This is a genomic window from Roseobacter insulae (assembly GCF_019375555.1).
In the GTDB taxonomy this organism is placed as follows: Bacteria; Pseudomonadota; Alphaproteobacteria; order Rhodobacterales; family Rhodobacteraceae; genus Roseobacter; species Roseobacter insulae.
In genome coordinates, this window is record NZ_JAHXDN010000010.1 from 23,417 (window position 1) to 47,851 (window position 24,435).

A 24,435-nucleotide genomic window follows, 5' to 3' on the forward strand; every position below is an offset into this window, starting at 1 on the left:
TTCGGTCAGTATGGGTTCAACAACCGGAAATTTCGGTTGTCGCTGCGTATTTCCACGCAGGGTCATGCCAGCGATCAGGTGACAACCGGAATGAAGCAATGGTTTGCGAAGTGGATCGGATGGGTGCGGGTGCTCGCATTTTTCGGTCTGCTGTGCGGCATCCTTATTCGCGTCGGGGACCCGCAGCCGATCAAGACTTTACGCAACGCGTCCTTCGACTTCTACCATCAGTCCAAACCGCGCGAGTTCACGCGACTGCCCGTTGCCATTCTCGACGTGGATGACAGCAGTATCGAAGAGATCGGCCAATGGCCGTGGCCGCGCAAACGGATGGCGGAACTGGTGGAGCGTGCGACGGCGCAGGGCGCTGTCGCCATTGGGTTCGATATTATCTTTTCAGAGCCGGACCGCCTGTCGCCGGGGCAAATCGCGCAGGACAATCCCGATATGCCCCCAAGTCTTGCGGCGCAGCTCGCCGCCCTGCCCGATAATGACACGCTGCTGGCAGAGGCCTTCGCCCGGTCACGGGTGATCGTTGGCCAGTCAAGCGTGCGCACCACCGCCGGCAACAGGGTCGAAAAGCGCGAGATGGCCAAGGCGGCACACGCGCTGATCGGACCCAGCCCGATGCCCTACCTGATGCACTTTCCCGATATTCTGCAGAACCTTCCCGAGCTGGAGGCCACTGCCGCCGGGCGCGGTATGTTCAACGCGCGTCCGGATCCCGACGGCGTATACCGCCGTGTGCCCCTGGTGATGAGTGTTCAGGGTCAGATCAGGTTGGGTCTGACTCCGGAGCTTTTGCGCGTCGCAACGGGCGGTGAATCCTTTGCCGTGCGCACCAACGAGGCCGGGATCGAAGGCATCGTACTGGCCCGGCAGCTCATTCCCACCGCGCATGACGGCACCGTCTGGCCCTATCTGACCCCCTCGTTACGTGCCCGCTATGTCTCTGCCGCGGATCTGTTGAAAGACCGGGTGCCCGTCGGGCGGCTGGCCGGTCACCTGGTGCTTGTCGGGACCTCGGCCATTGGTCTGGAGGATTTTCGCGCCACACCCCTGGGGGTCGCCATGGCCGGCGTCGAAGTCCATGCGCAGGTTCTGGAAAACATTATGGCGAAAACACTTCTGGTGCGGCCCAACTACACCATCGCCATCGAATTGGTCACGACGTTTGTCTTGTGTGCTCTGGTGATCATCTTTGCGCCCAGCCTCTCCGCACGGGTGCTGATTTCATCCTCGCTAGTCCTTCTGGCAGGCTACGTCGGCGCATCTTACTACCTGTTTGTCGACAAGCGCGTCCTGCTGGACCCCTCATTTCCGATCGTCGCCACCACAACGGCTGTCATGCTGATCTCGACCGTGAACTACCTGCGCGAGGAAAGACAGCGCCGCGAGATCCGCAGCGCCTTCGGGCAGTATGTCTCGCCCGATCTGGTGGATCAGCTGAGCCGGAACCAGGGGAAGCTGACGCTGGGCGGCGAGTCGCGCGATCTTACGCTGCTCTTCAGTGACGTGCGCGGGTTCACCGCCATCGCCGAAGAGTTCCGGGATGATCCCGAGGCGCTGACGCTGCTGATGAACCAGTTCCTCACCATCCTGTCGAACGCGATCATGCATCACAAGGGCACCATCGACAAGTTCATGGGTGATGCGGTCATGGCCTTCTGGAATGCCCCGCTGGACAATGAGGACCATGCGCGCGCCGCCTGCCGCGCGGCCTTGCAGATGATCAGGGACGTGAAAGCCTTCAACGCGAAAAGACTGCGTGAAGCCGCGCGGCTGCGCAAAGCACGGCAGGGTCAAAAGAGAAAGGCCGGAATGCCGCGGGTCAAGACGCATCGGATCAACGTCGGCATCGGCATCAATACCGGCCAGTGCGTCGTCGGCAATATGGGCAGCGACACGCGGTTCGACTACACCGCCCTGGGCGACCCGGTGAATGTGGCGTCGCGGCTGGAAGGCCAGTCGCGGTACTACGGGGCCGCAATCATCCTGGGCCAGGCCACGGCCCGCGAGGTTGGCAGCGACTTCGCCGTCATGGAATTGGACCGGGTGCGTGTCGTGGGCAAGGAAGTGCCGGAAACCATATTCGCCCTGCTGGGGGACGAAACGCTTCGTCAGGATCCGGAGTTTCAGTCGCTGTGTGACACCAATACCGCGATGCTTGCAGCCTATCGAAGCCGGCAGTGGGACACGGCAGAGGCCCTGCTGAGCGAGGTCTCGCAGCACGTCACCGCGCTCAGGCTGGGGCTGAAGGACTATCTGGACATGTATCGCGGACGGATCGCCGACCTGCGCGCCGCAGCGCCACCAGAGGATTGGGATGGCGTCTTCGCCTCGACCAAAAAGTAGCTAACGTTCACGCAGAGCCTCTGCCCGGGCGCGCAGAATGGGTTTGGCAAGATAGGACAGAACTGTTTTCTCGCCGGTCTGAATATCCACCGACGCGATCATGCCAGCGGTAATGGGCAGCGGGTTTTCAGGCGTGCCGAGGTAGGACTTGTCCGTGCGTACGATGACGCGGAAGAACTCCGTGCCATCTTCCTTTGCAATCGTATCCGCGCCAATGCGCACGACCTCGCCCTTCAGATCGCCGTACACCAGGTAGTCATAGGCCGAAATCTTGACAGACGCCTGTTCACCGGTGCTGACGAAGGCAATGTCGCGCGGCCCGAGGTCCGCCTCGATCAACAGGCTGTCGTCTATGGGGACGATCTCGACCAGCGGTTCACCGGGTTGCACAACGGCCCCGAGCGTCGTGGTGTTCAGCCGGTTGATCGTTCCGCGCACCGGCGCGCGCAACTGTGCCCGCGTCACGCGATCATTGGCGCTGCGCAGCGTCTCCTGCACCACGGCAAGATCCAGCTGCAGCTTGGCCAGACGCTGCCGCGCCGTCAGAACATAGGCAGAGCGCGCCGCGTCGATCTGGTTCTCTGCTTCCACGATCGCCGCCCGCAGCCGTGGCTCACTGGCCTTGCTCACGGCGATATCCCCTGTCAGTTCCGCAAACCGCGACTGCAGGCGCAAAAGCTCGATCTGGGGCACCAGCCCCCGGTCGAACATGCCCTGGGTCAAGGCGATTTCCTCTCGCAGCGGCGCGATGATGGCCTCTGTGCGGTCCCGCAGTGCTTTCACCTCGTCCAGTTCGCTGCGCCGTTGCAACAGTTGCGCCTCCAACACCTGAAGCTCGCGCTTCAGCTGATCGCGGCGGGACAGAAAGACTTCCTTCTCCGCGGCGACAGCCAAGGGCGCGCGCGCCTCAAGAAGCGCGGGATAGGCCAGATCGGCAGCAAAACGGGCCTCGGCCTCCAACCGCGTGGTCTCGGCCAGAATGGCCGCTTCGCGTTCCAGCAACTCGCCGCGTTCGGCATCAAACCGGGTATCGTCGATCTGCATCAACACATCGCCCGGTTCCACGATGTCGCCTTCCCGAACGGCGAGGCTGCGCACGATCCCGCCCTCGAGGCTTTGAACGACCTGAACCTGCTGCGAAGGGATTACGCGGCCCGATGCGCGGGCGGTCTCTTCAATTCTGTACGTTGCGGCCCAGATGCCGAACGCCGCAACCCCCAGCGCGATGACCACCAGTAAGCGCCATGGCCCCCGGTCTCTTACCGCCGCGGATGCGCCGCCGATGTTGTTGGCAAATTCGTCTTCGATCCGGTTGCCGAACATCCTTTTACCCTTTCGCGCGCGCAGCACCCATGGCGCGCAGTTTCGTCAGAACATCTTCGCGCGGACCGTCAAGCACCACGCGCCCCTGATCCATGACAATCAGGCGCTGCGCCATGGCGGCAAGCGACTGGCGATGCGTGCAGATCATCAACCCCGTGCCGCTTTGATTCAGCTCCTGCAACCGGCTGGTGATCTGCGCCTGCATGCGCTGGTCCATGGCATTTGTCGGCTCATCCAGAAACAGCATCCTTGGCTGCCGCAACAGCAATCGCGCCAGGGCCACGCCCTGACGCTGCCCCCCGGAGAGATGTTTGCCCTGCTCGCCAATGAACATGTCGAGCCCTTCCTGCGCCTCGGCCAGAAAGTCGTCCATCGCCGCGAAGTACAGCGCGCGGGCAATCTCCGCGTCGCTGGCGGTCTGGTTGCCGATCACGAGGTTTTCGCGCAGGGTCCCGGTAAACAGCTCCGGCGTCTGCGGCAGGTAGCCGATGCCCCGGCGCAATTCAGCCGGGTCATATTGTGCCTGCGCAATCCCATCGATCAGGACGGTGCCGCTGTCGGGGTGCAGCAACCCTGCCAGCAGTTTACCGGTTGTCGTCTTGCCGGATCCGACACGCCCCAGAAAGGCGACACATTCGCCGGCACCCACCGCAAAGCTCAGCCCGTCCAGCGCCGGTTGCTGGCTGTCGGGAAAGCGCAGGGACACGGCATCAACCAGAATGGCGCCTTGGGTGATATGGGCGTCGCTTTTGAGCGAGGGCGCATGATCCACCGGCAAAGCCATGAACCGGTTGAGGGCCGCTAATGATTTCAGCGCGTAATGCGCCCGGAAAATCGTCTGGGCGATAGTGCCCAGCGGGGCAAGGACACGACCGGCCAGTATGTTGGCGGCAATCAGGCCACCAATGGTGATCGCCCCTTCCGCCACCAGAAACACGCCCCAGACGATGATCAGAACGGAGACTGCCTGCTGAACCAGCATCGTGCCGTTGGCAGCCACGTTGGACCAGAACTTGGTGCGTCCGTTGATCTGCGACGACGCCGCAACGGCATTTTCCCACTCCCGCTGCATGGCCGGCTCCGCATTCAGGCTCTTGATCGTTTCGACCCCCGACAGCGCCTCGATCAGCACCACGTGCCGTTTGGTCGCCATCTGTTGCGCGCGCGTCGCACTGCGGCTGATCGGTAGCTGAGCAAAAATGGCAATCAACAGCACTACCGGCACCGCGCCGAGTGGCACAAGGGCAATCGGCCCGACGATGAAAAACAATGCGCCCACAAAGATACCGATGAACAAGACATCGATGACGGCGACGAAGGATGCGGAGGCAAAGAATTCCCGCACAACCTCGAAATCCCGGATCGTGCTGGCGATCCCCGCTGCCCCGCCCGGACGGTGCAACAACCGTGCATTCATCGCCTGCCGGAACAGCGACGCGGCCACCTTGACGTCAACCCGTCTGCCAATGTTTTCCAGAACGTTGGCGCGGATCGTGCGCAGTACCAGGTCCAGCAACAGCGCGATACCGACCCCGATTGCAAGCGTCCACAGGGTCACATAAGCAAGGTTGGGAATGACCTTGTCGTAGACGTTCATCACGAAAAGCGGCAAGGCCAGAGACATCAGGTTCAGCAAGAGAGCGGCGACCAGAATCTGCGCCCAGTTGCCCCAGTTGGCGCGCACCGGGGTCCAGAACCAATGCCCTTTGTGTTCCTGATGCGCGATGACATCCGGTGACAGCATTGTCTGCGTGCCGTCCTCGGCAGGTGTGACCAGCATCAGCTCCGGGCCGATTTCGCGCCGCAACTGTCGCAGCGGCACTTCCTTCGTCAACTCAGCCCGCGCGGGATCAAGCGTCTGAACCGATTTCCCGCGCTTGCCGAACCCGGTGATGACAAGCGGACCACCCGAGGGGCGAAAGGCGATGAACGGCAGGGCAATTGCGTCTATCGCGTCAGGATCGCGCAGCACCAGCCGTGACTTCAGGCCAATCGTGGCAAGCGCCCGCGACAGATCCTGCGGATCGGAAAAACGGGCATCCTGCGGCAGTCGTGCGTTGATCGCGGCTGCGGAGAACGGTCTTGCGAAATGCGCCGCCAGCCATTTGATCAGCGCCAGTCGCGGGTCGTCCGCGTCGCGGCCCGCTGTCGACGCCGTTGCCTGCCCCATCGACACTGCCGCAGCGGCCGTGCCGTCATGAACGCTCATTTCAGTGGCTCGATGTTCACGTTGAAAATGGCCGTCGGGTTCTCCTTGACCCGCGCCTGGAACTGCGGTTGCAGCGCGAGGTCACTTTTCGCCAGTCCGAAATGCGCCGCGAGCAGGCTTTGTGCGGCCAGGGCACGGTAGGTGCTGAACGCAAGGCCCGCCTGAGCGCCCACGGCCTCGAATTCGACGTTGAAACGCGCGCGCTCCACTTCCAGCAAATCCAGCAATGTGCGCTTGGCGGCTTCGAATTCGTCGCCGTAGACCTCGACAATCAATCGGTTGATACGCAGCTGATCGTTCAACTGGGCGGCACGTTCGGCGTTGGTGCGGTAGGAATTCCACGTGCGGGAGGCCAGCTCCTGCACGTTGCGCACAGCCACCGCCTGCTGCGCCATGGCGCGGCTGTTCTGTTCGGCCAGCGCGCGGCGCTCGGCCTGTCGGCCGCCCTGATACAAGGTCCACCGCAGCCCGACCCCGATGGTTTCATCCGACCGCGTGCCCGAGACCCCATTGCGATTGATGTCCCGCACGACGCCGGCGTTCAAAGTCAGCCGAGGATACCTGGTGGACAGTGCGACCTCGGACTGGAACCGCGTCTGATCAATCTGTGTCCGGGCAAACTGAACCCGGTAGCTGTTGGTCACCGCATTTTGCGTCAGGCTGCTCAACGATTGTGGCGGCGGTGCCAGCGGAATGCTCATGCCACCGGACGGTGCCCGCCCGATCACGCGGGCATAGCGCGCATTGGCGTCGCGCAATGCGCGTTCAACCTCCAACTGGGCCAGCCGCGCCGACCGAATGCGGTCGTCAATGGTCAGCTCATCGCTGTAGGGCAGCCGCCCGCCCTGCACCAGGTCCCGCACGCGCCGACCGATTTCAACGTGCTTTGCCACGTTGCGCCGCGCGACTGTCATTAGCGTGCGATGCCGGTAGACGTCGATATATGCCTCTGTCGCATTCAGGGCCATGGTTTCGGAGGCGTCGAGCAGGCGGAAAATGCTGCCATCGACACGCGCCGCATTGGCGTAGACGAGGTTGGACCGCCGGAATCCGTCAAACAGAACCACCTCCGCACGCAATCCCAGTTGATTGCGCGGCTTGGTGCTGTCGTTGTCCTCCACCGACAGCGAATTTGGATCATCCACCCTTTGCCACCCGGTTTCGCCCGAAAGGATCAACTGCGGCTCGTACTCCCCTCTGAGCTGGAGAAGCTCGAAGGCGGAGGCGCGCATCTCTGCCTGCGACGCCTTGATGGCCGGGTTCGTGGTGACTGCAAAGCGCACGGCCTCGGGCAGGCTCTCCGCGGAAGCGCTGCAGGCGACAATTACCGGGATCACTTTCGCGCAAAGCAGTTTAAGCAATAGTTTCAAGCTTTTCCCCCGCAGTCTTCAGTCAAAAATCATAAATTCAATGACCTTACGTTAACCAACTTTAATCAAAAATCCAATTGGCAAGATATTTAGCGAGGTGGGGGCTGTGCGCTCTGTCCTGCACGCCGGGCAGATGGCCCTGCTCATCCGATGAGCGCTCACAGGCACCCTGACTAGGCAGGCACGGCCCGGGTCAACCGGTCTGGGTGGCCATCAGCCAAAGCCAGATCATTCCGACGTAGGTCAATTGATGCAACGCCTGATCGACCCCTGATGCCCGCCAGTAGGCCGCATCCGCAGGGGTCAGTTGCTGGTCGGCAGTGTGCCGCCCCTTCCACCAGTCGATGTGGAAATGAACCGCCCATTCCAACAGAACCACGGGCAGGATGAACCCGATCGGTGTGCCCAGCAGCAAAAACGCAATCAGTGACCCGAGCGCATGAACCCCGGCGTGTAAAAACCGCCCGAGATGCAAATACTGATCTCGGCCATCCAGCATGATCTTTGTCTGCAGAAAATAGTCTGCCAGCATGTGTTTAATTTGAAAAAGACACAGCAGGATCAAAAGTGTGCTGTAACTCGCAACCAAAACCTTATCCTTTCCCCCCAAACGCGCATAGATTAATGCCACAAAGGTGGATCTGTAAATCCAGCTTTCGGCCGAAAATGAACCGAAAGCACACCAATAACCCCAGACCCCGGGTCAGAAAGGACCCAATATGGCTAACTGACCATACTACGAAGTCATCCGTCGCGGTACAACAGCGAGTGGCCGTTGGCGAAAAGATGCACTTTGGACGGATCTGCCGTCATCCTGAGTTCTTTACCACGGACACCGGTGTGAATACCGGGGAGTTTTGCGATAATTGCCGCACTTTCAGAATTCGACTGCGCAAAATATAGCTGTGTGACTTCGCCAAGCGCCTCTGTAATTTCCACCGTCCCGGCAAAAGCATAGTTTTCCGTTTCGGCAGTCACCATGTCTTCGGGGCGGATCCCGACGTTGACTTTCTGTCCCCTGTCGCTGTCGCGCGTCGGGATGTTGGCAACGATGGTCCCGGAGCCGCTGTCGGTTCTGACTTTCGTCGTCTGGCCCGTCTCGACAATTTCCCCCGCCAGCAGGTTCATCGCCGGAGAGCCGATGAATTGGGCCACGAATTCGTTCTCGGGTCGCTCGTAGAGCTCCAGAGGGGTGCCGACCTGCGCAATGCCCTTGTTTGCCAGAACCACGATCCGGCTGGCCAGGGTCATCGCTTCGACCTGGTCATGGGTTACGTAGATCATCGTCGAATTCGGCATGCTTTCTTTGAGCTGCGCAATTTCGATTCGCGTGGCAACGCGCAACGACGCATCGAGGTTTGAAAGGGGCTCATCGAAGAGGTACACCTTGGGGTCACGCACGATCGACCGGCCAATCGCCACCCGCTGACGCTGGCCGCCCGACAGGGCTTTGGGCAGCCGGTCGAGGTATTCATCCAGTTGCAGAACCTTGGCCGCACGGCTGACGGCCTCATCAATCTCGGACGCCGATTTCTTTGCCAGCTTGAGCGCAAAGGCCATGTTGTCGCGCACGGTCATATGCGGATAAAGCGCGTAGGACTGAAACACCATCGCGATGCCCCGCTGCGCGGGAGGCACGTCATTCATCCGTTGCCCATCGATCAGCAGTTCGCCACCGGTGATCTTTTCGAGCCCTGCAATCATGCGCAACAGGGTCGATTTGCCACAGCCGGAGGGGCCGACAAATACAATCAGTTCTCCGGTCTCGATGTCGAGATTGATGTCTTTGAGCACCTCGACGCTGCCACCATAGGATTTTCCCACATCGGTCAGATTCAGATTGGCCATTTCAGTGTCCCTCCCAAGACGCGGGTTATTCTTGTTTCAAAGCAAGGCAGGCCTGCCACGGCCCGAGATGTAGTTTGTAGTCCGGCGATGGCGTGGCGCCGCCCAGTTCATGCCCGATGGTGACCCAATCGCCCGCGGGCATGCCGTGCAGCGAGGGTGTATCGGACAGGTTGAATGCGCAGAACAGCGTTTGCCCCTGATATTCACGTGTGAATTCCAGCACGTCGCCATGCGCAAAAACACCACCGTGGTCGCCCTTGACCAAGGCGGGGTATTCTTTCCGAAAGGCGATGGCCCGCCGGTAGTGATGCAGGATGGCGCTGGGTTCCTCTTCCTGCGCCTTGACGGAGCGGTTGAGATGATCATGGCTGACCGGCAACCACGGAAATCCGTCAGAGAAACCGCCGTTCTGGTTGGAAGGTTCCCATACCATGGGGGTCCGGCAACCGTCGCGCCCCTTGAACTCCGGCCAGAAGGCAATGCCGTAAGGGTCCTGCAGATCTTCAAAGGCCACATCGGCTTCGGGCAGGCCCAGTTCCTCGCCCTGATACATGCAGACCGAACCGCGCAGACACATGATCATCGTCGCAAACAGGCGCTGTGCCTGAGGGGTCAGATCCCACCGGGATGCGTGGCGTTGCACGTCGTGGTTGGAGAAGGCCCAGCACGGCCAGCCATCCTTGGCCACCCGGTCCAGTTCTTCGAAAACCTGCGCGACGCGCGTCGCATCAAGCTTGGTCTTGGCGAGGAACTCAAAGGCGTAGCACATATGCACCATCTCTGGCCCGCTGGTGTACTGGCCCAGCAGTTCCAGACCGCGCTGCGCGTCCCCCACCTCGCCCACGCAGGAGGATGCCGGATACTCGTCCAGAAGCGCGCGAAAGCGTTTCAGAAACCCGATGTTTTCCGGCTGGTTCTTGGAATAGAGGTGTTCCTGATGGTTATACGGGTTCACCGACGGCGCGATGTTGGCGTTGCGCCGTTCCGGCGGCAGGGCGGGATTGTCGCGAAGCTCCTTGTCGGCGTAGTAGAAATTGATGGTGTCCAGCCGGAACCCGTCAACCCCCCGGTCCAGCCAGAAGCGGGTGGTGGCGAGAATCGCATCCTGCACGTCGTCGTTATGGAAATTCAGGTCGGGCTGCTCGACAAGGAAGTTGTGCAGATAGTATTGTTCACGGCCTGCGTCCCATTGCCAGGCCGGCCCGCCGAAGATCGACAGCCAGTTGTTGGGCGGCGTGCCATCGGGTTTCGGATCCGACCAAACATACCAGTCTGATTTCGGGTTGGTGCGTCCGCTCTTGCTTTCCTGAAACCACGGGTGCTGGTCGGATGTATGGCTCAACACCAGGTCGATCATCACCTTCAGCCCGTGCTGATGCGCGGCTTCCACCACCACATCGAAATCCGCCAGGGTGCCGAACATCGGGTCGACGTCGCAATAGTCACTGACGTCATAGCCGAAATCCTTCATCGGCGAGGTGAAGAAGGGCGAGATCCAGATCGCATCCACGCCCAGCGACGCAATATAGCCCATGCGCTGTGAAATACCGATCAGGTCACCGATCCCGTCCCCGTTGCTGTCCTGGAAGCTGCGCGGATAAATCTGGTAGATCACCGCGCCGCGCCACCAGTCCTTATCCGTGGTGTCATAGGGTTTGTGCATGTCGATAGCGTCCATTTTTGTCATGGAACGAGGCTTTCTCTATTTAACGGACCCGGCCAGCAGACCGCGCACGAGATAACGTTGCATTGTGAAGAAAACGATCAGTGGCACCGCGATGGAGATAAAGGCGGCGGCCGCCAGAATACCCCAGTCCCCGCCGCGCGAACCCAGCAGGTCGTCGGCGATCTTGACGGTCATCACCCAGCTTTCGGAATTCGACGGCAGGAAGACCTTGGCCACCAGCAGATCGTTCCACGTCCAGAGGAACTGGAAGATCGCAAAGGAGGCCAGCGCCGGGAAGCTCAACGGCAGCACGATCTTTGTGAAAACCTGAAAATCCGTGGCCCCGTCGACCTTGGCGCTCTCGATGATGTCGCGCGGCAGGCCCACCATGTAGTTGCGCAACAGGTATATCGCGAGCGGTAAACCAAACCCGGTATGCGCCATCCAGATGCCGAGGAAACTCTGCCCGATCCCGATCTTGTTGTGGAACTGCAAGAGCGGCACCAGCGCCAATTGCAAGGGGACCACCAGCAATCCAACCACCATGGCGATGAGCAGCCCGCGTCCGGCGAAATCCATCCACGCGAGGGCGTAGGCAGCAAAGGCCGCAATCAGGATCGGGATGATCGTCGCCGGGATCGTCACCGTCAGCGTGTTGATGAAGGCGATGTCCATGTTGTTGGAAAACATGATGGTTTCATAGTTGTCCATCGAGAATTCAGGCGGCGTTGCCGTCGAATAATAGACACTCGGGTCTCGCTTGATTTCCCTGGGCGAGCGGTACACGAAATCGCCGTTTGCCTGAAGGGTCAGGCTGCGGTCGCGGGTCAGCTCCGCCGTTTCTCCCGCAGCATTTGCCGTGGGGTTGGACCGCGCGCCGCCGAAGCGGATGACTTCGCCCTCACCGCCCGAGAAGATATTGCCCTCGATGACAAAGAAATCGCCATCCTGCCGCACATCCGCCGCCGGGATCTTTGCCTGGAAGTTCTGCTCCACCGCGAAGGGAGACAGCCACCACCCGGACGCCGAGATCTGGTCCCGGTCCCGGAACGACGACACCAAAAGCCCGACCGTGGGGATCAGCCAGATCACCACCAGCAGAATGACCGAGATGTTCACGACCCAGCTCAGAGAAGATTTTGTACCTGCGATATTTTCCATGATCTCTCTCCTCTCAGCGCATTTCAGCGCGGGCTTGGCGGATGTTCCAGACCATCACCGGCAAGACGATGATCATGATCACGAAGGCCACCGCGGTGGCGCGCCCGTCGTCGCGGAACATGTAGGACATCATGTAACTGGGCAGGATTTCAGTACCGAAATTGCCCCCGGTCATCGTGTAGACGATGTCGAAAACCTTGAGCACGAGAATGGTGATCGTCGTCCAGACCACCACGATGGTACCCATGATCTGCGGCACCTTGATCTTGAAAAAGACCTGGAAAGGGTTCGCGCCGTCGATGATCGCGGCTTCGATGGTCTCTTCCGGAATGCCGCGCAGCGCCGCCGAGAGGATCACCATGGCAAAGCCGGTCTGGATCCAGACCAGGATGAACATCAGGAAGAAATTGTTCCAGAACCGCAGCTGGAGCACGTCGAGCGGCTCCGATGCGCCAAAGAAGTCGCGAATGGCGTTGATCAGCCCGATATCCGCGTTGTTGGCGTAGACGAATTTCCAGATCAGCGAGGCCCCGACGAAGGAAATCGCCATCGGCATGAAAATGAGCGACTTGGCGATATTGCCCCATTTGAGCCGGTCGGTCAGCTGCGCCACCAGCAGGCCAAAGAAGGTGGCCGAAGCGGGCACCACCAGCACCCAAAGGAAGTTGTTGAACAGCGCGGTCTGGAACCCGTCATCCGAGAACATCGTGGTGTAATTGCCAAAGCCGATGAACTCATCGCCGGACCGGTTGTACAGCGACCGCCAGAACGAGCCGACAACCGGGTAGACCAGATAAAGCCCCAAGGCGGCCATCGCCGGGAACAGGAACAACCATGGGCGCACCAGATTGGCGCGGTTGATGTTGATCCCCGGATTGTCGCCGCGCGCCGGAAAAATGACCTTGTCGAGGATCAGGTTGGACAGGAAAAAATACCCAACGCAGCCACCAACGCCAATAATGACCGTTATGATGCCCTGAACCAGTGGTGACATGGCAAATTCCTCCCCCGAAACGCGATGATTGTGTCAGGCAGACCGGAGCATTTGCCCGGTCTGCCGGATGTCAGACTATTGGATCGCGTCCCAGCGGTCCTGAATGCCCTTGGCCACGTCCGCAGCATCGGCACCGGTGGTGTAATCGACCATACCTGTCCAGAACGCCCCGGCCCCGATCTCTCCCGGCATCAGGTCTGATGCGTCGAACCGGAAGGTGGTGGCGTTCAGCAGAATGTCGCCCTGCGCGCGCAGGCTATCCTCGATATAGGTCGCGGTATTGACACCCGCATGCGGCGTCAGGAAGCCACCCTGCGCCATCCACAGCTCATGCGAAATCGGCGCCTTCAGGAACTCGATGAACGCATTTGTCGCTTCCGACGGGTTGGTGATGGCAAAAAGCGTGCCCGCCCCCAGCACCGGTTTCCCGAGATCTTTTTCCGCATAGGCCGGGAAGTAGAAGAAATCTACATCCTCACCCACGGTCGTGCCTTCGGGGAAGAAGGCCGGGATGAAGGACGCCTGACGGTGCATGTAGCATTTCGGCGGAATGGAAAACAGGCCCGCCGGACTGTCGCGGAAGTCGGTGTTCGCCACGGCTGACGCACCACCGTCGACATAATCGTCATTACGCGCAAAGTAGCCGAACTCTTCCATCGCGGCGATCACTTTGGGATCATTGAACTTCATCTCATTGGCGACCCATGCGTCATAGTCGGCGGGCGGCTGCGTGCGCAGCATCATCTCCTCGACCCAGTCCGTTGCGGGCCAGCCGGTTGCCGCACCGGAACCCAGACCGATGCACCACGGGGTGCCGCCCTCCTCCACGATGATATCTGTCAGTTCCTTGAGCTCTTCCATGGTTTCGGGGATGTCATAGCCCGCTTCGTCAAAGGCTTCGGGCGAATACCAGACCAGCGATTTCACGTCGACACGGTAGAACAGGCCGTAGGTGTCTTCCTGACCCTCGGCATTCGCGTAGGTGCCCAGATCGACCCAGGATTGGCCGGCAGCATAATTGTCCCTGATCCAGTCGGCGGAGCCATCGGGCAGCGGTGTCAGCAACCCCTGGCTTGCCAGATCGGCCGCGAGCCCGGGCTGCGGGAAAACGGCAAGGTTGGGTGCGGAGCCTGAACGGGCGGAGATCACGATGTCCTGCTCAAAGCTATCGGAGCCTGAATAATTCACCGTGGCGCCGGTAGCGGAGGTAAAATAGGAAAAGACCTTGTCGACCTTCTCTTTTTCATTGCCGGTCCAGGGGCCGGTGATCTCGACGGTCTGACCGGTCAGGTCATAGGCATCGGCGATAGCCTGATAGCTGTCCCAGTTGAAATCGCCCTCTCCCACGGCAAATGGCTGGTGCCCATCCGCGTGTGCAGTCCCTGCGAAAAGAGCCAGTGCCGCAGCACCAGCATAAAATCTTGCGTTCATCATTTCCTCCCGATGTGGCGTTTTACGCACCACTAGCTTGCCCAATTTAGAGCGCAAAGAATCACTTCAAAGCGCTTTGGATAGCAGAAAAGTGACCTAAGGCTGCGAAACTGTCAACTTATGGTTAGGTTTCACGAAATGAATCAACACGCTACGCGGGTTACCAGATGCGCGGGGTGTTTCCGCTTTGACCTGAGGCCAATCGCTGCCTAGGCTGCTCCGGCAAAAGGTGCGAACAGAGACAATCGACATTCATGAATTTACGCGAACTATCCGAACGACTGAACCTGTCTCAAACGACCGTGAGCCGCGCCTTGAACGGGTATCCGGAAGTCAACGAGGCAACCCGCAAGCGGGTGGCGGATGCTGCCCGCCTCTATAACTACCGGCCGAACATCCGTGCACGGACGCTGGCGACCGGGCGTGCAATGTCCATCGGACACATCATTCCGTTTTCGAAACAAAGCGAGATGGTCAACATCGTCTTTGCGGATTTCATCGCCGGCGCGGGCGAGGTCTATTCCACCCATGGCTATAACATGTCCTTGTCTGTGGTGCGTGATGAAGACGAGCTGAGCGCCTATCGCGGCGTTGCGGAAAAGGGGGCCGTGGATGGTATCATCGTGCATTCACCTGCGCGCAATGACCCGCGGATCGCCTTTTTGGCCGATCTCGATATCCCTTTTCTCGTACACGGGCGCGCATCCGAAGTGACGACGCCCTATTCCTGGCTGGATGTGAACAATACCCGCGCAATCGAGACCGGCACCCAATATCTGCTGGACCTCGGCCATCACCGCATCGGTCTGATCAATGGGCAGGAGCGGATGGATTTCGCGCAGCGTCGCCGCGACGGGTATCTCTCCGCCCTCAGATCGGCGGGTATCGCGGCGGACGAAACGATCATGCGCTCGGGCGAGATGAACGAGCCCTACGGATATACCTCAACGCTTGACCTGCTGGAAAATGACAGCCCCCCGACCGCGCTTGTCACATCGTCGATTGTGCCGGCCCTGGGCATTCGGCGCGCGCTGGAAGAACGCGGGCTCAAGATGGGGCGCGATATCTCTGTCTTGTGTTACGATGACGAGATCTCCTACCTGCCCAACGGCTGTGACGCGCCGATATTCACCGCGATGCGCTCCTCGGTGCGCAACGCCGGGCGGCGCTGTGCGGAGATGTTGATCGAGCAGATCAATTCAGCCACGCCCGAGTTGAGAACCGAACTGTGGGATGCGGAACTGGTCATCGGCACGTCCACCGGCCCCCTTTTGTCGTCTGTGTGAGGAACACCATGAATTTCAGCAGATCGGATTTTCCGCAAGGGTTCCAGTTCGCCGCAGCGACGTCCAGCTACCAGATCGAAGGCCACAGCTACGGCGGCGCGGGCAAAACCCATTGGGATACTTTCGCCGCCACGCCGGGCAATGTCGTGCGGGCGGAAAACGGGGATATCGCCTGTGATCACTACCACCGGATGGAAGAAGACCTCGACCTGATGCAGGCGATGGGCCTCGACGCCTACCGGTTTTCCACCAGCTGGGCGCGGGTGCTGCCCGAGGGTCGCGGCACGCCCAATGCGGACGGGTTGGATTTCTACGACCGGCTGGTCGACGGGTTGCTGGCCCGGGGGCTGAACCCGATGGTCACGCTTTATCACTGGGAATTGCCGGTGCCCCTCGCCGACCTCGGGGGCTGGCGCAATCCCGACATTGCCTATTGGTTTGCCGATTTCACCACGGTGATCATGGAACGGATCGGCGACCGGGTGTTCAGCGCGGCCCCGATCAACGAGCCGTGGTGCGTGGGATGGCTGTCGCATTTCATGGGGCACCACGCGCCCGGCTTGCGTGACATCCGCGCTACCGCCCACGCGATGCATCACGTGCTGACCGGGCACGGACGCGCCATTCAGGCGATGCGCGCGCTTGGAGTGAAAAACCTCGGCGCGGTCTGTAATTTCGAATACGCGCACCCTGCGGATGCCAGCCCCGAGGCGGCTCAGGCCGCGCAGCTTTATGACGGCTATTACAACCGGTTCTTCCTTGGCGGACTGTTCAAAGGCGCTTACCCGGAGGATGTGATGCAGGGTCTCGCGCCCCATATGCCCAAAGGTTGGGAGGATGATTTCGACCTGATCGGAGAGCCTCTCGACTGGTGCGGCCTGAACTACTACACCTGCAAGCGGATCGCGCCCAATGACGGCCCCTGGCCGTCACACGAAGAGGTCCCCGGCCCCTTGCCCAAAACCCAGATGGGCTGGGAAATTTACCCCGACGGGCTGCATTACTTCCTGACGTGGGTGCATGAGACTTACACCAGCGGTCTGCCGCTTTACATTACCGAAAACGGCATGGCGAACCCGGATGAGGTGGGCGTTCCCGATCAGGCGCGCATCGATTATCTGAATGCGCATATCAGTGCGGCCCGGCGGGCGATGGCCGATGGTGTGCCGCTGGCGGGCTACACCTTCTGGTCGCTCATGGACAATTACGAATGGGCCTTGGGCTACGAGAAGCGGTTTGGTCTGATCCATGTGGATTTCGACACGCTGACCCGCACCCCAAAAGCCTCTTACCACGCCCTCGCTCAGGCGCTTGCACGGTAAGCTTCAGGGGGTGAACCACAGCGGCACCCCGAAGGGCGTAGTGTTGACCGTCGTCCCTGTCAGGCTTTCCAGAAAGGCAATAATCCGGGCAATTTCCACCTCGTCGAGTGACACCCGTTGCCTTGGCGTCGCCCGTGCCTGGCGCGCCATCTCGCGCGCGTCCGACCGGATCACGAAATCGGTTGCGGCCAACCAGGGGACCGGTGGCAAATGGGCATCCTGCGGCTGCCAGCGTTGCCGTGCCGCCTGCGGGTCCAAATGGTGCCGGACCATCGCCTCCAAAGTCGGATAAGCGCCGTTGTGCCCATAGGGTGCCGTCAGCGCCACGTTGCGCAGCATTGGGGTGCGAAAAGCGTAGGCGTCCTCAAGCCGGTTGCTTTCCCCCATCCGCCCGACGTCCCGCGCGTAAGGGTCAAACATGCGTGTGCGTCCCGGGCCGAAGGCCGGTAGCCCAAGGGCATGGAACTTCTGATCCGACAAAAGCGATCCCGCATGGCAGTTGTCACAGCCCGCCTTGCCGTAAAACAGCCTCATGCCTTCTGCCTGCTCTGCCGTCAGCGCCGACCGGTCACCCGCCAGATAGCGGTCGAACGGGCTGTCAATGCTCGTCCATTCAATGGCCATGAAGGCGGCAAGGGCATTGGCGATCTCGACAATCGTGACCTGCTCCGCCGTTTCGATATGGTCAAAGGCCGCGACAAACCGGACCCCGTAGTCGCGATGGGTGCGCACGCGTTTTGCTAAGATCGGCCATGCCGCATCGATCCGGTCATGGACGGCGCCGATGATTTCGTTCTCGCCCGGATTGCCGGCCATTTCAAACTGGGCGACCAGCGGGAACAGCGCCTGCGCGGCAAGCAGTGAGTTCAGGCCGCCGGGCAACCACTCCTCGGCGGGCGAATTGAACCCGTTGCCGAAAATCTCAGACCGGCTGAGCCGCCCGTCATGAAACATCACCTGCAGATCACGCGCGCCGAGGTTCCACAATCCCGGCGCGTTGCGCGGAATGCGTTTGGCAATCCGGGACGCCCCCTGCCCCGGCGTCCGCTCCGGGCCGAGCCCGCTGCCACCCTCGCCGATGCCCAGCGACAGCCCGTCGCCGGTGCCGAAATCGGGGTGGTGACAATGCGCGCAGGCAATATTGCGGTTGCCCGACAGGATGGTATCGTAGAACAGGGCATGACCCAACGCGGCCTGATCCTGATCGAATTGCAAGAAGTCCGACGGGGTCAAGGCAGGCGGCAGATCCCCCGCCCCGACCGCCGTGGCAAAACAGGAGAAGACAACCCCATGCGCGCGATACTTTTTGCCTGCGCCATGCTTGCGACCCCGGCCCTTGCGGAGATCGAAGCGGCGCGCGACATGATGGAAGAGGGTCGTTTCGAAGAGGCTTACGACGCGCTGTGGCCAGCGGCCCGGTCCGGCAACGCCGACGCGGAGGAACTGATCGGTGTGATGTACGCGATGGGCCTCGGGGTGCCGCGCGACGACCAGCGGGCGTTCGAATGGTACCTGCGGTCGGCGATGAAGGGGCACCCGGGCGCGCAATCCGGTGTCGGCTGGTACTACGAGGTCGGGCGCGGGCTGCCCAGCCCTGATCTGGTGCGCGCCTACATGTGGTACACGCTCTCGGCCATCGGCGGTGACCCCGACGCGGCGATCAGTCTTGAAGAGGTTGTCAAGAAAATGACGGCTGAGGAAATCGGGAAAGCGCATGTCCTGGTGGCCGACTACAAGGTCTGGATGTATCCGTTTCGGTAAAGGCGGGGCGACAGAACACATGCCGCCCCGACCCTGATCAGTTGAGGTCTGCGGCCCGGGCGGCATTGACCTCTGCTTCGGCCTCGGCCACGGCGGTGGTCAGCGCGTCGAACACTTCCTCGCCCCGCCCGACATTGCCTTTGAACCAGTCATAAACCGGTGCCGCGGAGTCCTTGAAAGCGGCTTTCTGTTCGGGTGTCGGCACGTAAAGATCGCCACCTTCCGCCACGAACTGCTCGTAAGCGGCAATGGATTTACGCTTGGGCGAGGCAAAGGTCGCCTGCTGCAACGCGCTGAAACCATCGACGATCACCCGGCGCAGATCTTCCGGCATCTCCTTGAACTTGGCGTTGTTCATCCACCATAGCGCGCCCATGTAGGCATGCCCGTCCAGGGTGACGTACTTCAGGCCCGCGTCGGGGAATTTCATCCCCATGATGTCGGTGATGCCGTTCTTGGACCCTTCGACCACGCCGGTCTGGAACGAGGTGAAGAGCTCCGGCCACGGGATCGGTGTCGGCGCGGCCCCAAGGGCCTTCACAAGCTCTTGCGGCAGGTCGGCAACCACGGTGCGGATTTTCAGGCCCGCCATATCCGCAGGCTCGGCCACGCGGCGCTTGGTATTGGCAAAGTTGCGCCATCCGCCGGTGTTGCCGATCGTCATCAGGCGGATCGTGTCGCCGGAGTCCTCCAGCGCCATGGCGCGCAGCTTGCGGGTGAAATCCCCGGTCAGGACAGCTTCTGCAATGCGGTCGTCGGCCATCAGATAGGGCAGATCAAGCACCTGCACGTAAGGGAAGATGCCGGACGCCCCGCCGGACGTGGAAATATAAACATCCACGGTGCCGTCAGCCACACCCTGAAGGCATTCCGCGCCGTTACCGCAAAGCTGCGTGCCAATAAAGAGCTCCACTTCGATTGCGCCGTTAGAGGCTGCTTCGACGTAGTTCTTGAAAACGATGAGGCCGTCGTAGTCTTCATCGTTTTCGTTGGAATTGGCAGTGGCGCGGATCGTGTAATCTGCCGCGGCCGCCGCCATCGCCGATCCGGCCAGCATGGCCGCAACGGTCAGTGTTTTCAGCGTTTTTTTCAGCATTAAGCTTTCTCCCTTTGGATTTCAGTTAATTTGCAAAGCCCGTCAGTCGCGGGATTGTCATGGATATTGCCGGGACATAGGTAATGAGGAAAATCACCACCACCTCGACCGCGAGAAACGGCAGGATCGCCTTGGAGATCGTCTCCACCCGCTCACCCGAGACCGACGAGGCGACAAAGAGCACCAGGCCCATGGGCGGTGTCGCCAACCCCACGGTGAGGTTCACGCTCATGATGATCGCGAAATGGATCGGGTCAACGCCGAGGCTGACGAAGATCGGGCCAAGGATGGGACCGAGAATGATGATCGCCGGGCCGGCATCAAGAAACATACCGACCACGAAGAGCAACAGGTTGATGAGGAACAGCAGAATGAGCGGGTTGCTCGTCAGGCTCAGCACAAACTCTGCCATCGCCTCTGGCGCGTGGCTCAGGCTGACAACGGTCTTGAAGGCCATGGCGGCGCCCACCAGCAGCAGCACGACCGCCGAGGTGATGCCCGCGCGGTTCAGCACATCCGGCAGGTCGCCGAGCTTGAGCGTGCGCATGACGAAGATGCCGATGAAAAGCGCGTAAGCGACAGCGACGGCCGCGGCTTCGGTCGGGGTGAAGACACCGGCGAGAATACCGCCCAGAATGATCACCGGCGTCATCAGCGGAAAGAACGCTTTGAGACTGGCCTGCCCGCGTTCCCCCCACGAGTGCTTCTTGGTAGCGACCGGAAAATCGTATTTATCCGCCTGGAACTTGACCATCAGCATCAGGCCAAGACCCACGAGCACACCCGGCACGATCCCCGCAAGGAACAGGGCCGCCACGCTTTCTCCCATGACATAGGCGTAGATGATCATGATGCCGGAGGGCGGAATGATCGGACCGATCACCGAGCTGGCCGCCGTGATGGCCGCCGCGAACCGCCGGGTGTAGCCCTGCTTCTCCATCGCGGGGATCAGCATGGACCCCAGGGCGGAGGTATCCGCAACAGCCGATCCCGACAGCCCTGCAAAGAGCATCGAGGACAGGATGTTTACATGCGCCAGACCCCCGCGGAAGTGGCCCATCATCGCCTGGGAAAACTCCACAAGGCGCATCGTGATGCCGCCCCGGTTCATCAGCTCGCCCGCGAGCATGAAGAACGGGATCGCCATCAGCGGAAAGCTGTCCATCCCATTGTAAAGGTTGCGATACAGCAGGGTGATGTCATTTTCCTGACCATTGAGCCACAGCAGGATGCCGGGCGCGGCCAGAAGGCCGAAAAACACCGGCAGGCCGATCATCAGGAACACAAGGAAAAGCGGCAGGAACCAGACCAGCATTATTCAGCTCCCACCTGTTCTTCGAGGGAGATGGCGGGCAGATGATCCCCGCCCCCCATCATTCTCACCAACGCCCGCAGGATCAGCTCGATATTCACCGAGATCAGCAACACGATGCCCACCAGCAGGGACGCCATCATCCAGCTGCGCGGGACCCGCAACCAGCTCTCGAAGGCGAAATCGGTTGGCACATAGAGCGAGGCGGTCGCGAATTTCCCTGCAAAGCCAGTGACCTCCGACCATCCGATCTCCACCGCGACCACCAGAACGCCAAGGCTGACGAACAGCAACAACAAGCTGATCAGGGCACCAACGCGCGTCGGCAGCAACCGGATCAGCGTATCAATGGCCACGAAACCGCCGCGCCGGAAGGCCGTGGGGGCCATCAGCCCGGTCATCCACAACATGCAGAACCGCGCAGCTTCGTCCGGCCACGGAAGCGCGTTGTTCAGAACGTACCTGTAGAAAACCTGAATGAGGATCGCGACGACCATCGCGGCCACCGCAAACACACCAATAGCCCGGCCCAGCGTCAGCAGGGCCTCATTGACCAGCCGGAGCGGTGTCATCACCGCCAGCAATGCTCCCATTGTCGGAGCCTCCTCCCTTACGCCCGGGTATTCCGGATCGCACCGCGCAGGTTTTCCCTGCACGTTTCATTCGTTGGCCTTTCAGGCCTTTTTGTCAAACGCTCTGAAACGCCCCTGGCAAAAAATCAACGCCTCCCCCTCCCGGGAAGCGGCTGACAGGACGCGGCCCAGGACAATCGCGTGATCGCCTGCGTCGTGAATTTGATATGTGCTGCATTCGAACCGGGCCAGACAGTCGCCCAGCAACGGCACACCCTGCGCGTTCAGTTGTACGTCCAGCCCGTCGAAGGCCTGCGCGGAGCGGGCAAAACCCATCGCGATTTCCTCGTGCTCCGAGGCCATCACGTGAATCGCAAAATGCTTGGCGGCCGCGAAATGCGCGTATCTGCTGGAGGATTTTGCCGGGCTCCACATGACCAGCGGCGGATCCATTGAAATGCTGGAGAATGAATTCGCGGTCATCCCGATAGGCCCCTGCGCGGTTTGCGCCGTCACCACCGTCACACCAGTGGTGAACTGGCCAAGGGCGTCGCGAAACTGGCGCTGGGTTTCGGCGCCAGGCATGAACTGGCGCATCTGAGTCAATTGTCGTGATCCATCGGCCATCATGGCACCTCCTGGCCGTTAGCGGCCTCATAGAGTTCGAACCAGGTTTCGCGGTCCATCTCGACTGTCAGCGCGTCGCTGAAGGTTGCGATCCGCGACAGGGTGTTGGTGCCCATCACTGGCAGGATGGTCGCCGGATGCGCCAGCAACCACGCCACGGCCACCGCCGCCCGATCGACCCCCTGCATGGCCGCAACAGCATCCATTTTCGCCGCCACCGGGCTGTTTCCCGTCATCAGGCTGCCGCCGCCCAAAGGCGACCACGCCATCGGGCTGATCTTGTGCTGCTGCAAATGCGCCAGATCACCGTTCGTAAAGCTGTCGCGCGCCGCCAGCGATAGCTCTATCTGATTGGTCACGAGGCGGTTCTGCATGGTGGATTGCAGCAAATCCCAGTCCCACGGGCGGAAGTTGGACACACCGGCGGCGCGGATCTTGCCGCTCCCGATCAGGTCATCCAGCGCGCCACCGGTTTCGGCGGCATCCATCATCGGGTCAGGACGGTGAATGAGCAAAAGGTCGATCTGCTCGATCCCCATGTGGGTCAGAGAAGCCTCGACCGATGCGCGAACATGTGCGGCAGAGGTGTCATAATACTTTACCCTCCTGTCCGAATATTTGCCGATGGGCGCAACGATGTCGCACTTTGTCACGATCTCCAGCTGGTCACGCAAATCGGGGCTTTGCCTGAGGCAGGCCCCCAGCACCTCTTCGGCCGCGTAACCGCCGTAGATGTCGGCCTGATCCATGGTCGTGATGCCCTGCGCAAGACAGGCGTCAATCTTGGCGCGGACATGGGCGGGCGAGGTGTCAGGATCATCCGCCAGACGCCACATGCCGTAAACGATGCGGCTGAAGTCGATGGTTTCGGAAAGGGCGACACGATCCATCAGCGGCGTTCTCCTGCGGCCAGAGGTGTGTTTGGCGCCGATGCGGGGACGCGTCCGTAAGCTTCCGGCAGAGAGCAGGTCTTAAGGTGCGGCATGACCAGACGGCCGAAATGCTCTGCTTCGTCGATATGCGGGTAACCAGAGAAGATGAAGGCCCGGATGCCCATTTTCCGGTAGGCTTCGATTTCCGACAGCACCTGGTCGGCAGAGCCGACAAGCGCCGCGCCGCACCCGGAGCGCGCCCGGCCAACCCCCGTCCACAGATGTGGCTCGACGTATCCGAACTCATCCGCGATATCGCGGTTCTTGGACTGATGCGACACACCAAGCGAGGTGGAATCCAACGCCCGCTCGCGGATCTTGCGGCCATAGTCGTCATCCAGCTTGGAGACGATGTAATCGGCGTATTCCTTCGCCTCGGCCTCGGTGTCTCGCACGATCATATGCACCCGCAACCCGTAATCCAGCGTCCGGCCCTTTTCGGCGGCCCGCGCGTGGACCGCTTGCATGCGGCCCGCGATTGCGTCTTTGGGTTCGGGCCACATCAGGTAAACGTCACAATGTTCGGCGCACAGATCCAGCGCGGCGGGCGAATACCCCCCGAAATAGAGCAACGGCCCCCCTGTCTGATACGGCCGCGCCGGGTCAGAGGTCACTTTTTCCAGCTGGTAGACCTCGCCCTGATGATCAATCTCATCCCGGGTCCACGCCTGCTTGAGAATCTCCACCACCTCGCGCGAGCGTTGATAGCGATAGGTGCTGTCGGCCTTCTCGCCGGGAAAGTCCGAACTGATGATATTCACCGTCAACCGGCCTTCGAGCATATGGTCGAGGGTGGCAATGGTGCGGGCCAGCATGATCGGCTGCATTTCACCGCAGCGCACCGCGGCCAGCAGGTTGATCTTGGACGTGATGGGCGCACAACCTGCCACGAAGCTCAGCGTGTCCTGCCCGACCTGGTAGGATGACGGGCACAGGATATTGCGAAATCCCTGTGCTTCGGCTGTTTTGACAATGTCCGAGCAGTGCTTCCAAGATGAGCGCAGATCGCCATCCGGCACGCCAAGAAACTGGTAGTCATCCGAGCAAAGCGCCGAAAACCAAGAGACTTCTGCCGCGTCCAGATCGCCTGAGGTTACCGGCACGATCGTCATGTATTTCCCTTTGTACGAACGGTGTTGATTTCCTCTTGAATAGCATTCGCAACATGGT

Annotated in this window: 20 protein-coding genes; 4 read left to right on the forward strand and 16 right to left on the reverse strand. The window is 60.8% G+C overall.

Going from position 1 to position 24,435, the window contains the following annotated elements:
- Nucleotides 1–90: 90 nt before the first annotated feature.
- Nucleotides 91–2,355, forward strand: coding sequence for a CHASE2 domain-containing protein (locus KX928_RS23045; RefSeq protein WP_219507714.1), 2,265 nt, complete (start codon nucleotides 91–93; stop codon nucleotides 2,353–2,355).
- Here the strand turns inward: KX928_RS23045 and KX928_RS23050 are convergent, their stop codons facing one another.
- From KX928_RS23050 to KX928_RS23090, 9 genes are all read right to left on the reverse strand, one after another.
- Nucleotides 2,356–3,678 carry an HlyD family type I secretion periplasmic adaptor subunit gene (locus tag KX928_RS23050; RefSeq protein ID WP_219507717.1) on the reverse strand — a complete coding sequence of 441 codons (1,323 nt, stop codon included), beginning with the start codon at nucleotides 3,676–3,678 and terminating at the stop codon, nucleotides 2,356–2,358.
- A gap of 4 nt (nucleotides 3,679–3,682) precedes the next feature.
- Entirely contained in the window at nucleotides 3,683–5,887 is a 2,205-nt protein-coding gene (locus KX928_RS23055) for a type I secretion system permease/ATPase (protein ID WP_219507718.1), read from the reverse strand.
- Nucleotides 5,884–7,257, reverse strand: a complete 1,374-nt coding sequence (locus tag KX928_RS23060) for a TolC family protein (RefSeq protein WP_219507720.1) — start codon at nucleotides 7,255–7,257, stop codon at nucleotides 5,884–5,886. The genes KX928_RS23055 and KX928_RS23060 overlap by 4 nt, the downstream gene beginning before the upstream one ends.
- Before the next feature lie 193 nt (nucleotides 7,258–7,450).
- Nucleotides 7,451–7,846: a DUF3307 domain-containing protein gene (locus KX928_RS23065; protein ID WP_219507722.1), complete on the reverse strand. Its 396-nt coding sequence runs from the start codon at nucleotides 7,844–7,846 to the stop codon at nucleotides 7,451–7,453.
- A 155-nt stretch (nucleotides 7,847–8,001) separates the two neighbouring features.
- Nucleotides 8,002–9,105 (reverse strand): ABC transporter ATP-binding protein, encoded by a 1,104-nt coding sequence (locus KX928_RS23070; protein ID WP_219507729.1) that lies wholly within the window; start codon nucleotides 9,103–9,105, stop codon nucleotides 8,002–8,004.
- 25 nt (nucleotides 9,106–9,130) lie between these two features.
- Nucleotides 9,131–10,783, reverse strand: a complete 1,653-nt coding sequence (locus tag KX928_RS23075) for an alpha-glucosidase (protein WP_219507890.1) — start codon at nucleotides 10,781–10,783, stop codon at nucleotides 9,131–9,133.
- A 24-nt stretch (nucleotides 10,784–10,807) separates the two neighbouring features.
- On the reverse strand, nucleotides 10,808–11,932 hold the full coding sequence (locus tag KX928_RS23080; RefSeq protein WP_219507731.1) for a carbohydrate ABC transporter permease: 1,125 nt from the start codon (nucleotides 11,930–11,932) through the stop codon (nucleotides 10,808–10,810).
- 13 nt (nucleotides 11,933–11,945) lie between these two features.
- The gene (locus KX928_RS23085; RefSeq protein ID WP_219507733.1) at nucleotides 11,946–12,926 is read right to left on the reverse strand and encodes a carbohydrate ABC transporter permease; all 981 of its coding nucleotides are present in this window, start codon (nucleotides 12,924–12,926) and stop codon (nucleotides 11,946–11,948) included.
- A 75-nt stretch (nucleotides 12,927–13,001) separates the two neighbouring features.
- Nucleotides 13,002–14,357 (reverse strand): ABC transporter substrate-binding protein, encoded by a 1,356-nt coding sequence (locus KX928_RS23090; protein ID WP_219507741.1) that lies wholly within the window; start codon nucleotides 14,355–14,357, stop codon nucleotides 13,002–13,004.
- A gap of 254 nt (nucleotides 14,358–14,611) precedes the next feature.
- On the opposite strand from KX928_RS23090, the gene KX928_RS23095 reads away from it, so the two are divergent.
- Entirely contained in the window at nucleotides 14,612–15,643 is a 1,032-nt protein-coding gene (locus KX928_RS23095; protein WP_219507750.1) for a substrate-binding domain-containing protein, read from the forward strand.
- Between the two features lie 8 nt (nucleotides 15,644–15,651).
- A complete protein-coding gene (locus tag KX928_RS23100) occupies nucleotides 15,652–16,965 on the forward strand; it encodes a GH1 family beta-glucosidase (RefSeq protein WP_219507753.1) in 1,314 nt (437 codons plus the stop codon).
- A 3-nt stretch (nucleotides 16,966–16,968) separates the two neighbouring features.
- On the opposite strand, the gene KX928_RS23105 is transcribed toward KX928_RS23100, so the two are convergent.
- Nucleotides 16,969–18,198, reverse strand: a complete 1,230-nt coding sequence (locus KX928_RS23105; protein WP_257884043.1) for a cytochrome-c peroxidase — start codon at nucleotides 18,196–18,198, stop codon at nucleotides 16,969–16,971.
- A gap of 57 nt (nucleotides 18,199–18,255) precedes the next feature.
- On the opposite strand from KX928_RS23105, the gene KX928_RS23110 reads away from it, so the two are divergent.
- Nucleotides 18,256–18,726 (forward strand): tetratricopeptide repeat protein, encoded by a 471-nt coding sequence (locus KX928_RS23110; protein WP_219507755.1) that lies wholly within the window; start codon nucleotides 18,256–18,258, stop codon nucleotides 18,724–18,726.
- Nucleotides 18,727–18,763: 37 nt separating this feature from the next.
- Here the strand turns inward: KX928_RS23110 and KX928_RS23115 are convergent, their stop codons facing one another.
- The 6 genes from KX928_RS23115 to KX928_RS23140 form a co-directional block, all read right to left on the reverse strand.
- Nucleotides 18,764–19,822, reverse strand: coding sequence for a TRAP transporter substrate-binding protein (locus KX928_RS23115; RefSeq protein WP_219507757.1), 1,059 nt, complete (start codon nucleotides 19,820–19,822; stop codon nucleotides 18,764–18,766).
- Between the two features lie 25 nt (nucleotides 19,823–19,847).
- The gene (locus KX928_RS23120; protein ID WP_219507759.1) at nucleotides 19,848–21,137 is read right to left on the reverse strand and encodes a TRAP transporter large permease; all 1,290 of its coding nucleotides are present in this window, start codon (nucleotides 21,135–21,137) and stop codon (nucleotides 19,848–19,850) included.
- On the reverse strand, nucleotides 21,137–21,727 hold the full coding sequence (locus KX928_RS23125) for a TRAP transporter small permease (RefSeq protein ID WP_219507761.1): 591 nt from the start codon (nucleotides 21,725–21,727) through the stop codon (nucleotides 21,137–21,139). Before KX928_RS23125 ends, KX928_RS23120 begins: the two co-directional genes overlap by 1 nt.
- A gap of 81 nt (nucleotides 21,728–21,808) precedes the next feature.
- Nucleotides 21,809–22,333 (reverse strand): flavin reductase family protein, encoded by a 525-nt coding sequence (locus tag KX928_RS23130; RefSeq protein ID WP_257884051.1) that lies wholly within the window; start codon nucleotides 22,331–22,333, stop codon nucleotides 21,809–21,811.
- On the reverse strand, nucleotides 22,333–23,223 hold the full coding sequence (locus KX928_RS23135) for an aldo/keto reductase (RefSeq protein ID WP_219507763.1): 891 nt from the start codon (nucleotides 23,221–23,223) through the stop codon (nucleotides 22,333–22,335). Before KX928_RS23135 ends, KX928_RS23130 begins: the two co-directional genes overlap by 1 nt.
- Entirely contained in the window at nucleotides 23,223–24,377 is a 1,155-nt protein-coding gene (locus KX928_RS23140; RefSeq protein ID WP_219507765.1) for an LLM class flavin-dependent oxidoreductase, read from the reverse strand. Before KX928_RS23140 ends, KX928_RS23135 begins: the two co-directional genes overlap by 1 nt.
- Nucleotides 24,378–24,435: the final 58 nt, after the last annotated feature.